Here is a 12,743-nt window from a genome sequence, read left to right on the forward strand (position 1 = left end):
GTTTTAACATGACGGGAAACCGCTGTTGGGGCTTATAATCGCCGGTTTGCAAAACAGCCGGCCTCTTTGCCCGCCGCCTACCGGATTCCTGTCATGTTACGAATCACCGAACTCAAGCTGCCCATCGACCATCCCGAAGAAGACCTGCGGCCTGCCATTGTGCAGCGCCTGGGCATCGCCAGTGATGACCTGCTCGATTTCACCCTGTTCAAACGCAGCTACGACGCCCGCAAGAAATCGTCGGAGCTGTGCTTCATCTACACCATCGACCTGGAAGTCCAAGGCGAGGCGGCCCTGCTGCTCAAGTTCGCCGACGACCGCAACGTCAACCCGGCACCGGACATCAGCTACAAGGTCGTCGGCCATGCGCCGGAAGGCCTGACCGAGCGGCCGATCGTCGTCGGTTTTGGCCCGTGCGGGATCTTCGCCGGGCTGTTGCTGGCGCAGATGGGTTTCAAGCCGATCATCCTCGAACGCGGCCGCGAAGTACGCCAGCGCACCAAGGACACCTGGGGCCTGTGGCGCAAAAACGTGCTGAACCCCGAATCCAACGTGCAGTTTGGTGAAGGCGGCGCCGGGACCTTCTCCGACGGCAAGCTCTACAGCCAGATCAAGGACCCGAAATTTCACGGTCGCAAAGTGCTGCACGAGTTCGTCAAAGCCGGTGCGCCGGACGAAATCCTCTACGTCAGCAAGCCGCACATCGGTACCTTCCGCCTGACCGGCGTGGTGGAAAACATGCGCCAGCAGATCATCGCCCTGGGCGGTGAAGTGCGCTTCGAGCAGCGGGTGACCGACGTGTTGATCGAAGACGGCCAGTTGAATGGCGTGGTGGTGGATGGCGGCGAGCAGATCCTGTCGAAACACGTGATCCTGGCCCTCGGCCACAGCGCCCGTGACACCTTCCGCATGCTGCATGGCCGCGGCGTGTACATGGAAGCCAAGCCGTTCTCGGTGGGTTTCCGTATCGAACACCCGCAATCGCTGATCGACGCTGCGCGCCTGGGCAAGTACGCCGGGCACCCGAAACTTGGCGCTGCCGATTACAAACTGGTGCACCACGCGAAGAACGGTCGCTCGGTCTACAGCTTCTGCATGTGCCCGGGCGGCACCGTGGTCGCGGCGACATCCGAGCCGAACCGCGTAGTGACCAACGGCATGAGCCAATACTCGCGCAACGAGCGCAACGCCAACTCCGGGATCGTGGTGGGCATCACCCCGGAAGTCGATTACCCGGGCGGCCCGCTGGCCGGGATCGAGTTGCAGGAGCGCCTGGAATCCCACGCGTTCATCCTCGGTGGCAGCAACTACGAAGCGCCGGCGCAGCTGGTCGGTGATTTTATTGCCGGCAAGCCGTCCACCGCCGTCGGTACCGTGGAACCGTCCTACAAGCCAGGGGTGGCCATGGGCGACCTGGCCCTGGCGTTGCCGGACTTTGCCATCGAAGCGATCCGCGAAGCGCTGCCGGCGTTCGAGAAACAGATCAAGGGCTACTCGCTGCACGACGCGGTGCTGACCGGGATCGAGACCCGCACTTCATCGCCGCTGCGGATTACCCGTAACGACTCGATGCAGAGCCTGAACGTAAAAGGCCTGTTCCCGGCGGGCGAAGGTGCCGGTTATGCCGGTGGGATTTTGTCGGCAGGTGTCGACGGGATTCGGATTGCCGAAGCGTTGGCGCGGGATATGTTGGGTATCGAAGCTTAACCACTGCGCTGAAAACGCAGCAGATCAAATGTGGGAGCGGGCTTGCTCGCGAAAACGGTGGATCAGCCGAATGATGTATTGGCTGACACACCGCATTCGCGAGCAAGCCCGCTCCCACAATGGTTATGCGGTGTTTAAATATTGGCGCGCAACACGCTATCTGGCAGCGCCTCTCCCCGCTCGACACTCGCCGCAACGGCCGCAATCAAACCCTCAAGCTCATACCCCTGCCCTGCCAACCAGGCCTGATCGTAATAGGTCGTGGCATAGCGCTCCCCACCGTCGCACAAGATCGCCACAATCGAGCCCGACTCTCCCGCCGCTTTCATCTGCTGTGCCGCGATCAACGCGCCTATCAGGTTGGTGCCGCTGGACCCGCCCACTCGCCGCCCCAAACGCTGCGCCAGGTAATGCATGGCCGCCAGGGACAGCGCGTCCGGCACCTTGACCATCGCATCAATCACCTTGGGCAAGAACGACGCCTCTACCCGTGGCCGACCAATACCTTCAATGCGTGAACCACACTCCAGACGCAGGCTGGCATCGCCGCTCAGGTAGTAATCGAAAAACACCGAACGCTCCGCATCCGCGCACAACACCCGGGTGCAGTGCTGGCGATAACGCACATAACGTCCCAACGTCGCCGTGGTACCACCCGTACCAGGGCTGGAAATCAGCCAGCTCGGCTCCGGGTAACGCTCAAAGCGCAGTTGCTGAAAGATCGATTCGGCAATGTTGTTGTTGGCGCGCCAGTCGGTGGCGCGTTCGGCGTACGTGAACTGGTCCATAAAGTGGCCGCCGCTTTCCTGCGCCAGACGCTCGGATTCGGCGTAGATCTGCGTCGGATCCTGTACCAGATGGCTCTGTCCACCGTAGAACGCGATCTGCGCAATCTTTTCCTGGGAGGTGGTGGCCGGCATCACCGCAATAAACGGCAAGCCCAACAGCCGGGCGAAGTACGCCTCGGAAATCGCCGTGGAGCCGCTGGACGCCTCGATCACCGGAGCGCCAGGTTTGAGCCAGCCATTGCACAACGCATAGAGAAACAACGAACGCGCCAACCGGTGTTTCAGGCTGCCGGTGGGATGGCTGGACTCATCCTTGAAATACAGCTCGATGCCCGGCAAACCCGGCAACGGCAAGGGGATAAGGTGGGTGTCGGCGCTGCGTTGGAAGTCCGCTTCAATAATACGAATGGCTTCGCGGGCCCATTGGCGGTTGTCGCTCATGATCGGTTTCTCTAAGGATTTCAGACTTGATCTTAGGATGTTTCCTACACTCCACACAGATACAGTCATGACTCAATTGGACACACACTTTTCGGAGTTTGACGCTCGAGTGATGAGACCGATCCCTTATAACAAATAAGAATATAACTTTTGTTTTAACAACTAACGGTACGGGTTAGGGTACCCACCTACTGAACTTTGATGGGAGAGCATCCCTTGCCTCTGCGTAGCACTTTCACCCGTTTCTTCCAGCTGGAAGCCGCCAGCGGTCTACTCCTGATCGCCGCTGCAGCTTTGGCGCTGATCATCAACAACTCACCGCTGTCGCACCTTTACGCGAGTTTTCTCGACGTCCCGGTAGTCGCGCAAATTGGCGCGCTGAAAATCGCCAAGCCGGCGCTGCTGTGGATCAATGACGGCCTGATGGCCCTGTTCTTCCTGCTGATCGGCCTTGAAGTAAAACGCGAGTTGCTCGACGGGCAACTGTCCAAACCTTCGCAAGTAGTGCTGCCCGGCGCAGCAGCCATCGGCGGCATGGTCGTGCCGGCGCTGATCTACTGGGCGCTGAACAAGGACAACCCCGCCGCCCTGGGTGGCTGGGCGATCCCTATGGCCACCGACATTGCCTTCGCCCTGGGCGTATTGGCCTTGGTGGGCAAGCGACTGCCGGTGTCGCTGAAGTTGTTCCTGATGACCCTGGCCATCATCGACGACCTTGGCGCGATCATCGTCATTGCCATCTTCTACTCCACCGACCTGTCCGGGGCCTCGTTGGCCGGTGCAGCGGCATGCCTGATCGCGTTGATTGCGATGAACCGGCTCGGTGTGGTCAAGCTAGGCCCCTACATGATTGTCGGGCTGATCCTGTGGGTCTGCGTGCTCAAGAGTGGTGTACACGCCACCCTAGCTGGCGTGACCCTGGCGTTCTGCATCCCGTTGCGCACCAAAAACGCCGAACCTTCGCCGCTGCTGACCCTGGAACATGCACTGCATCCCTGGGTGGCTTACGCGATCCTGCCGCTGTTTGCCTTTGCCAACGCCGGGGTTTCGCTGGCCGGCGTCAATCTGGAAAGCTTCACCCACCACGTACCGATGGGCATCGCCGCCGGCCTGCTGCTGGGCAAGACCATTGGCGTGCTGGGTTTCACCTGGGTCATGGTAAAAACCGGCCTCGCCGCGCTACCCGCTGGCGCCAACTGGGGTCAGGTGTTGGGCGTGGCAATCCTGTGTGGCATCGGCTTCACCATGAGCCTGTTCGTCGGCTCGCTGGCGTTTGTGCCAGGCAGCAGTGAATACGCCGGGATGGACCGGATGGGCATCCTGACAGGGTCGATATTGGCGGCGCTGATCGGGTATGCGGTGACGGCGATGGCGAGTCGTAAGCAGGTACTCATTCAGGCGTAACCGCTTTTGGAGCCGGCTTGCCGGCTCCAACCTCCTCTAGGCCCATTCGGCGCCATCTCACAGAACCGTCCTACATCCACCCTCCGCTGCTTGCCATAACGTCGTGCTCTCGGCTCCAACGCCGGGCGTCGTTAGGCAACACGCCAGGAGGGCACGATGGCAAACAACAAGGATATACCCCAAGTCTGGCGATGCTACGGGACCGGCACGGGCGGTTACCGACGGCTCGAGAACATGAACGAGCGCGAGCTGGCTGAGCGTGATGCCAGGCAGCGAGCCTACGAAGCCATGCTTGCCCGACAGGAGGCCTACGAGGCCAGACGCAAAGTGGAGCCGCCGCCAACGCCATTGCCCATGGTCGGCTGCGTATTCGCAAAGTCCTGCAATCTGCCGGACGCCCTCATCGACTACAACAATCCGTCCGGCTATATACCGCTTGACCCCATAGGAGACTATGGCGAGCACGTGCTGCTGGGTGGCCGTGAAACGGACAGTGAGGGGCTGCTGTCACTCAAAAAAATAAGCGGCAGCGCACTCCCGGCTGGGCTAGGGACATTGGCACTGGGTGGCTCAGCGGTTAGTGGAGCCTCCAGCATCGCAGCGAGTGTTGGAACAGTTGGGGCCGGACTGATGCTTGGGGTTGCAGCCCTCATCTGGCCCTCCAGCCTGGGCGATAGCGCGCTTTACAGCGACCGTCAACTGCGCTCAATGCCACGGGCACGCGCCCGGGCACGCCTGCATATCGAGCAACTTGCTGACGGCACGCTCAAGGGATACGCCTTCTACACCGGGAAAAATCGCGACTGGGAAATGGTTGATGTCGTGCAGTTTGGCCTGCGCGGCACGCAGCAGGTCGCGGACTTGGGCGACGGCGTCGAGCTGATCTGGACGCCTGCTGTCGACCCCACTGACACCCTCGGTATTCCTGCGCTGGAAGCTGCGCCGCAGGCACCGCAAATCTGGGTGTACCCACCGACCGAGAAGGCCGCCAACATCATCGTTGACCCGATTTACCCGCCGCAATACAGGGATTTCATTCTGGTATTTCCAGCGGATTCGGGGGTTCGGCCACTCTACGTGGTGGTCAGCGTCAGACCAGGGGACCATGACTACTATGAGGCCCCTAAAACACTTCCGGCCTTTCCCGACGCAGTAAGGGTTAAACCTAAATCATCCGTTCAAGGTGGAGGAAAAAAGAGAGCAAGGTGGGTCGATAGGAAAGGGAAAATCTACGAATGGGACTATAAAAGCAACGCCGTGGAAAAGTTTGACAGATTTGCGATTCACCTAGGAGAGTTCAACCATATAACGGGCGAGCAGACTGGCCCAGCAAAGCCAGGCAGAACGACCACTCGACAATAGCGAGAACGATTCATGACCCATTTATCAATTACCGGCTTCTACCCTGACGAAAAACAAGATGATTCGTTGCAATTCGAATTCGATATAGAAGGAGCCGAACTCAATCAGGCTGCTGCCCAACTCACAGAGTCAAAGCCTCTGGAAAACCTGGCTCCAGGTGAGCTGGAGCTGACAAAAAGTCAGATAACGCAATTGGCGGTGTTGCTTAACATCAACCTCCCCGATGACTTGGAATACTTCATCGGGATACGCGCATAACGGTACAACCAGAGGTATGCCTTGATTTATCACGACCCGTCTTTGAGTCACGATGAAGCTATCAGCTTCCTCACCACCAAAGACCTAAGCAAGGTCACAGAAGCACTAATATCCATCGGCCTTAACGAGACAGACTCTACGTGGGCACAAGAAATCTGCCTCCGGTATATGAGTAATGACGACGAGGACATCGCGTCGGCTGCCATCATTGCGATAGGCCACATCGCGAGGCGCTTCGGTCAGCTGGACATGGCGAAAATTTCGCCAGCACTGCAACAAGCAAAAACAAAATCACCGTTTCTGAGTGGTGCCGTACAAGACACCCTTGACGATATCCAGATGTTCACCTGATCCCGCGAAACATACGCTCAACAAAAAACCCCAACCGGTCACCCGGTTGGGGTTTTTCTTTTCCTGCAACCTTACCCTTAGCGAGTAACGCGGCTGGTTCCGTTCACGGTCATGATGCGAACGCGGTCACCGATGCGGAAGATTTCGTTCTCTTCAACCGCTTGGACGTAGGCGCGCATGCTGCCATCATCTTCACGGACGGTGATTTCAACGCCCTGGGTGCGGGTCAGGCCTTCTTCGGTGGCCGAGCCCAGCAGGCCGCCGGCGACTGCGCCGATAACGGCGGTCACGATGCTGCCACGGCCGCCGCCGATGGCGCTGCCGCCAACGCCGCCGATGACTGCACCCGCAGCGCCGCCGATTGGGGTCTTGGTGCCTTCGATTTTCACCGGACGCAGGGATTCGATGGTGCCCATGCGAACAGTCTGTACACGACGGGCTTCGTCACGGGAGTACGAGTCGCCGGTCAGACTCGAGGCGCAGCCACCCAGCAGCAGCGACAGGGTGGTAAAGCAGGCAACTAGTAAAACGGACTTACGCATAGCATCAACTCCAAAGGACAGGTATCCATTAAACCGCTGTGGCTTGCCGCCTGTCACGGCATGCCGGGCAGAAAATTGTTTTCATTCAGCCTCAGTACAGAGAACCTGTACCGAAAAACTCGACGAACGGTAGCAATCCCACCTCCCTCAGGATCTTGATGGACGCTTTCATCATTGTAGCCAACGGCGGCATAACGCGGCGCAGCGCTACCCATCCAAGGCCTCTGACTAGAGACTTCGGCGTGCAGCGCTACATTCAGGCGAGGTGACGAAAGGTGGGCTCAGGGCGCCAGCCGCTCACGGGCCCAGTCGGCACCTTGCAAGCGGTAGTTCAGGCGGTCGTGCAAACGACTCGCGCGGCCTTGCCAGAACTCGATGCGCTCCGGCAGCAGGCGATAACCACCCCAGTGCTCGGGGCAGTCAGGCTGGGTATCGCTGAAGCGTTGTTCGGTGGCCTTGAGCAGGTCCTGCAACTCTTCGCGGTCCCTGATGACCCGGCTTTGCGGTGAAGCCCAGGCTCCCAGGCGGCTGCCCAGAGGGCGGACCTGGAAGTAAGCGTCCGACTCCTCGGGAGTGACCTTCACCACCCGACCTTCGATGCGCACCTGGCGCTCCAGGGTCGGCCAGAAGAAGGTCATGGCAGCAAACGGCCGCGCCGCGAGCTGTTCGCCCTTGGCACTCTGATAATTGGTGAAGAAGGTAAAGCCCTGTGTGTCCAGGCCCTTGAGCAGCAGGATCCGGCAGTGCGGGCGACCGTCCTGGTCGACCGTTGCCAGGGTCATGGCATTGGCCTCCACCGGCGGCTGCTCGGTTTTCACCGCGTCGGCGAACCACTGGTGGAACAAGCCAAACGGTTCGTCCGGGGCCTGGGCCTCGCTCAAACCGTCCCGTGTGTAGTCACGGCGCATATCGGCCAGTGCCTGGGTCATGCGGCTTTATCCTTCTTGCTCAAATAATCAGTTTTTTGCCTGGTCGTTGGTAGCGGCTGGAGCAGCGGCCTTGGCAGGTGCTGGCTTTTTAGCGGCAGGCTTCGCCGGGGCCTTTTTGGCAGCCGGCTTGGCGGCAGCCTTCTTGGCGACGGTTTTTTTCGCCGGAGCAGCAGCTTTTTTGACCGGAGCAGCGGCGGGAGCAGGAACGTCCTGCACAGCAACCATTTCAGCCTTCGGCGGGTTACCCGAGTTGTACTTGCTCAGCAAGGCCAGCATGGTGGTGCGCTGGGTGAACATGATTTCCATACGACGGTTCAGGGCACGGCCCTGGGTGCTGTCGTTGGCGGCACGTGGCATCAGGTCGCCCATGCCACGCAGCATCAGGCGGTCCTGCTTCAGGCCACTGAGGCTGAAGATCGAGGCGATGGACTGCGCGCGCTCTTTGGTCAGGGCCTGGCTCACCGGCTCGGCACCCGAGGTATCGACGTGGCCGAGGACCAGTACGGCGGTCTTCGGATCGCCTTCAACAGCCTTGGCAACGCGGGTGAATGGACCCAGGGTCACCGGCAACAACATCGCCGGGCGTTTCGGGTTGTAGGAGCCGTCAACCGGGGCAATCACGACCAATACGTTGTCGCGACGTTCCAGTTGCAGGTTGCTGTCCTTGATCGCGAGGCGCAGGCGCGGCTCGTAGTCGTCCAGCCAGGCCTGGGTGATTTTTGGATCAGGCATTGGAATGTTGGCAACGTCGACCTTGGCCAATGGCTTTGGCTTGCTTTCGAACGGCCACCACCATTTGGTATCGGTATCTGTCTTGGCAACGGCAGGTGCGGCAGCCGGTGCAGCAGTGGGTGCGCCGGAGGCAGGCGTTGCAGCCTTGAGGTCGGCTTTCAGGTCAGCCTTGGCATCGTCGGTTTTCGACGAGAACGGCCACCAGCTGGAGCCGGTATCCGCCTTGGCAACCGGTGCAGGTGCTGCAGCGGCAGGTGCAACCGGCGCAGGCGCCTTGGCAGCAACGGCCGGCTTGGCATCCGGCTTGGTGTCGGTTTGGCTCACTGCGTCCTTGGTAGCAGCCTTATCAGAGCCAAATGACCACCAATGCCCACCTTCGGCATCATTTTGTGGGGTTTGTGCACAGCCAGTAATAGTGAGGCATAGCGCCAGTGCCAAGGACTTGTTCGATAACATGAGATATCCACAAAATGAGAAAAAATCAGGGGCCTGAATGACCCGTTAAACAGACGCTTCTGGAACATTAAAGTTACAACATTTCGCCTAGCGTCTTTTTGTATGTGCCTTTGTAACAAAAAAACGCAAGACAGCAAGCTATTTACAGACAACCGGCCAATATTCTTACCAACTTTTGCGCCCGCGGGTCCATAAGTACATAAGGCCCCAATGTATTGGTCACAAAACCAAAGGCTACATCATGTTCCGGGTCGGCAAACCCTACCGAGCCACCTGCCCCCGGATGCCCAAAGGCCCGTGGGCCAAGGCCGAACGTAGCGTTCGGCACTTGCGGTTGATCCAACATGCAACCCAGCCCAAACCGGGTTTGTGTCAATAAGGTTTTATCCGGGCCGATACTGTGTTCACGGGTCAACTCTTCAAGCATGTCGGCTTCCAGCAAACTACCGTCAAGCAGCCCACTATAAAAACCCGCCAGACTTCGTGCATTACCGTGACCATTTGCCGCTGGCTGCTGCATACGCCGCCATTCGGGTTTATTAGTGCTGGTCAGAATAGACGGTGGATTGGTAAATGCACGGGTAGTCATCGCCATTGGCTCGCGCATCGTTACTTGAAGTAAACGCTGTGCCGCCTCATCGCCTACATTGCCCTTGCCTCGGGCTATATGGGCAACCCGATGGAATTCTTCGTCTGCCAGACCCACATGAAAGTCCAGGCCCAATGGCCGTGCAACCCGAGCCACAATGGACTCGCCGGGCCCACGACCGTCGGCGCGACGGAGCAGTTCGCCCACCAGCCAGCCGTAGGTGATCGCCGCATAGCCATGGCCTTCCCCGAGCTTCCACCACGGCGCTTCGGCCGCGAGGGCGTCGACCATCATTTGCCAGTCGTACAGCGCTTCGGCGGGCAGCGTTTCACGCAGGGCCGGCAACCCGGCCTGGTGGCAAAGCAGATGGCGCAGGGTGATGGCTTCTTTGCCGGCGGCAGCAAATTCCGGCCAGTATTTGGCGACCGGCGCATCTAGCTGCAGCTTGCCTTCGGCCACCAGTTGCAGCGCCGTGACGGCGGTAAAGGTCTTGGTGCAGGAGAACAGGTTGGCGATGGTGTCGCTGTGCCAGGCCTCGGCACCGTCCTTGTCGGCGGTACCGGCCCACAGGTCGACGACGGTTTCGCCGCCAATCTGGATGCACAGCGCGGCGCCACGCTCCTGGGGGTCGTCGAACAGTGCGGCGAAGGCTTCACGCACCGCTTCGAATTGAAGCTCGTAATGACCCTGAATCTGCACCTAAGCCCCCTCGGAAAAGTACTACAAAAAGTGGACGACATTGTTCCAGTCATTGAGTGATTTGTGAACCCGCACTCGTCGATCTGGCGCCATCAATGGCCCTTGCCGGAATGCCCGCCGGAATGCCCCGCGCCCGGCCCTGCGGCATTGCCGTCATGCCCCGGCTTACCGCCTTCTCCGGTGTGAACCGCGGCAGCCGCCTTGGCCCTCTCGGCCTCTTTGCCCAGTTGGTCGACCGCCGCCAGGTTACTTTTACGCACACTCTCGACAAAGCCCTGGAACGGCACATCGGTGATGCCTACCAGGCCAAAGTGGCCGTTTTCGCCGTCCAGCAGACGACCGGTGACCGGCTGGTCCAGATACTGGAACCAATGCACGCCAACAATCGAAGGCTCGGCCATGGCCTGCTTGAGGAAGTTGGCGTAGGCAGTCCCGCGATCCTCTTCCCTGGCCAACTGCGTCACGCCCCCCCAGAACGGGCCACGGTCCGCCGAGCCGAAGTTGAACTCGGTGATCAGCACCGGCTTGTCCAACGCCCGCAGCGCCGCGAAGTCGTAACCATCCTGCGGCTTGAGGGTGTACATGTTGAAACTCAGCACATCGCAATACTGCGCGCAGGACGCCACCGATTCCGGGGTGCTGACCGCATAACGGCCACCCAGCAACAGCTGGTTGGGCGCGTGCCATTTCAGCGCGTCGGAGATGGTCTTGAAGTAAGCATCGGCGAAGGTCTTCTGGAAGTATTTGAAGTCCGCTTCGATTTCCGGGTGCTCGGGGTTTGGCATGGGCGGCACGAAGCCCGGGTCTTCCATCAGCTCCCAGGCGGGCAGTTCGATGCCCCAGGCCTTGGACAGACCGTCCTGGTTGCGGTACTTGTCGCGCAATTGCTTGAGGAACGCGCGCTTGGCCGGCACGTCGGTGGTCATGCGCAAGGTGCCGTAGGCCAAGGCGTAACGGGATTTGGGATCATCACCGGGACCGGCCCAGGCCAGTTCGTTGTCGGCAAAGAAGCCGATCAGCCACGGGTCGTCACGATGGTCACGGGCGGCAATCGCCACCGCACGCTCGGTGGCCATGGCGAAGCGCGGGTCGAACGGGTCGGGCATGCCGCCCCACCAATCGGTTCCGGTGCTGATGCTCGCGTAATCGCCGACGATCGACAGGGGCAAGGTGTAAGGCACGCGGTCGGCGGTGGCCAGCTGCGGCGCGCTCCAGTTGCCGACGGTGTTGAAACCCCAGGCTTTAAGACGGTCGAGGGTGTGGCTGACCCAGCGTTTCTGGTCGAAACCTTCCGGAACACAAGGTGCCGGCGGCACGCAAGGCTGGCCATAGGTACGTTGCAGGTTGGCGCCATAGAAGTCGTACCAGCGGCCGACATTAAAGCTGCGCCCCTGATCCGCGCCATTGCCGCTGCGGCTGTCGCTGCTTCCATAGTATTTGTCGAAAGGTTCGCCGGCCTTGGGCAGCGCGGCAAACATCCATTCGCGGCCCGCAACGTAGGTCTGGCTGTTGTCCGGCGCTACGGTGTTGACGCCCAGGGAATAGAACGGATGGCCTTCCGGTGTCACCAGGTACCAGCGCCCGTCGCGCTTCTCGGTGCGGAAGAAGCCGCTGGCGTCAAAGGCCGGGCCCTTGTTCCAGCCGCCGTACTTGTCCAGGGACGCCTTGTCGCGCTCGGCCAGCCAGCCCTTGAGCTGTTGCTGCTCCTTGACCGCAGCGGCCCTCAGCTGCTCGTCGCTGCTGACTTTCTCCGGCCACCTGGCGCGGGTGGACTGCCCGTAAGTGTCCACCAGATCACTGTAGGTGGCTTTGAGCACCGGCTCGACGTCTTGCACGCCAAAGCGCTCCAGCAGGATGCTTTGAGCGACATTGGGCTTGATCATCGACAGGGTCACCGACACGATCTGGCTGCGGTCGATCTCCCCTTCGCTGCTGGCCAGCAATACACGCTGGCCATCGACGGTGATCGGCATCGGCGGGCCGGCTTTCATGCCCTGGCTCAGCGGCGAGTTGGCTTGCAGCGGAATCAGCAGCGTCTGCGCCGGGCCTGCCGGCAGGTCGATACGGCTGAACAGCGTCCGGCCGTCATTGCTCTGCACCTTGACGTACAGGGTCAGCGCCCAGTCCATTGCGCTTTGAATGCGCAGGCTCATGGCGCCGGATTGCGACCAGTCCCAGGCACCGGTCTGCGGGCTGAGCACCAGGCTCGGTTCGGCCGCCGGGTTGAAGGTGATACGGCGCAGCACTTCGCCTTCAGGGGTTTGTTCGGCGTTGTATTGCGGCAGGCTGGCGTCCTGGGTCGCCACCTTGACCACATCGGCGGGCCGTACAAAGTTGAACAGGGTTTGTTGCCCGGCAGGCGCAGCCAGCAATGGCGCGGCAAACAACAAGGCAAAAACAGCGGGCAGCGTGCGAATCATGTGAACAAGGTTCTCCCAAACGGCCGGTGACTGGCCTGATGACGTGAAGCGATGGTGAGATAGAC

The 12,743-nt window shown here is 60.3% G+C and carries 11 protein-coding genes; 5 read left to right on the top strand and 6 right to left on the bottom strand.

The genetic code is table 11. The features are described 5' to 3' along the window. Positions 1–93 precede the first annotated feature (93 nt). Complete coding sequence (locus HBJ59_RS03830; protein WP_167662805.1) at positions 94–1,707, top strand: NAD(P)/FAD-dependent oxidoreductase; 1,614 nt, start codon at positions 94–96, stop codon at positions 1,705–1,707. Between the two features lie 134 nt (positions 1,708–1,841). On the opposite strand, the gene HBJ59_RS03835 is transcribed toward HBJ59_RS03830, so the two are convergent. Continuing rightward, complete coding sequence (locus tag HBJ59_RS03835; protein WP_178124256.1) at positions 1,842–2,939, bottom strand: PLP-dependent cysteine synthase family protein; 1,098 nt, start codon at positions 2,937–2,939, stop codon at positions 1,842–1,844. 213 nt (positions 2,940–3,152) lie between these two features. Between HBJ59_RS03835 and nhaA the strand changes: the two genes are divergently transcribed. The 4 genes from nhaA to HBJ59_RS03855 all read left to right on the top strand — a co-directional run bounded on the left by nhaA (position 3,153) and on the right by HBJ59_RS03855 (position 6,311). After that, positions 3,153–4,340: a Na+/H+ antiporter NhaA gene (gene nhaA / locus HBJ59_RS03840; protein ID WP_167662807.1), complete on the top strand. Its 1,188-nt coding sequence runs from the start codon at positions 3,153–3,155 to the stop codon at positions 4,338–4,340. 156 nt (positions 4,341–4,496) lie between these two features. Next, on the top strand, positions 4,497–5,702 hold the full coding sequence (locus HBJ59_RS03845) for an S-type pyocin domain-containing protein (RefSeq protein WP_167662808.1): 1,206 nt from the start codon (positions 4,497–4,499) through the stop codon (positions 5,700–5,702). 12 nt (positions 5,703–5,714) lie between these two features. Beyond that, positions 5,715–5,960, top strand: a complete 246-nt coding sequence (locus HBJ59_RS03850; protein ID WP_076016594.1) for a pyocin S6 family toxin immunity protein — start codon at positions 5,715–5,717, stop codon at positions 5,958–5,960. Positions 5,961–5,981: 21 nt separating this feature from the next. After that, on the top strand, positions 5,982–6,311 hold the full coding sequence (locus HBJ59_RS03855) for a hypothetical protein (RefSeq protein WP_076016593.1): 330 nt from the start codon (positions 5,982–5,984) through the stop codon (positions 6,309–6,311). Positions 6,312–6,388: 77 nt separating this feature from the next. Here the strand turns inward: HBJ59_RS03855 and HBJ59_RS03860 are convergent, their stop codons facing one another. From HBJ59_RS03860 to HBJ59_RS03880, 5 genes are all read right to left on the bottom strand, one after another. Then, positions 6,389–6,853, bottom strand: a complete 465-nt coding sequence (locus HBJ59_RS03860; RefSeq protein ID WP_056857494.1) for a glycine zipper 2TM domain-containing protein — start codon at positions 6,851–6,853, stop codon at positions 6,389–6,391. A gap of 281 nt (positions 6,854–7,134) precedes the next feature. Beyond that, positions 7,135–7,782, bottom strand: coding sequence for a pyridoxamine 5'-phosphate oxidase (gene pdxH, locus HBJ59_RS03865; RefSeq protein ID WP_076016592.1), 648 nt, complete (start codon positions 7,780–7,782; stop codon positions 7,135–7,137). 27 nt (positions 7,783–7,809) lie between these two features. Next, positions 7,810–8,970 (bottom strand): OmpA family protein, encoded by a 1,161-nt coding sequence (locus tag HBJ59_RS03870; protein ID WP_167662809.1) that lies wholly within the window; start codon positions 8,968–8,970, stop codon positions 7,810–7,812. 142 nt (positions 8,971–9,112) lie between these two features. Then, positions 9,113–10,258 carry a serine hydrolase domain-containing protein gene (locus HBJ59_RS03875; RefSeq protein ID WP_167662810.1) on the bottom strand — a complete coding sequence of 382 codons (1,146 nt, stop codon included), beginning with the start codon at positions 10,256–10,258 and terminating at the stop codon, positions 9,113–9,115. Between the two features lie 92 nt (positions 10,259–10,350). Next, entirely contained in the window at positions 10,351–12,678 is a 2,328-nt protein-coding gene (locus tag HBJ59_RS03880; RefSeq protein WP_076016589.1) for a beta-galactosidase, read from the bottom strand. Positions 12,679–12,743 lie beyond the last annotated feature (65 nt).

Source organism: Pseudomonas sp. AN3A02 (assembly GCF_011765255.1).
Lineage (GTDB): Bacteria > Pseudomonadota > Gammaproteobacteria > Pseudomonadales > Pseudomonadaceae > Aquipseudomonas.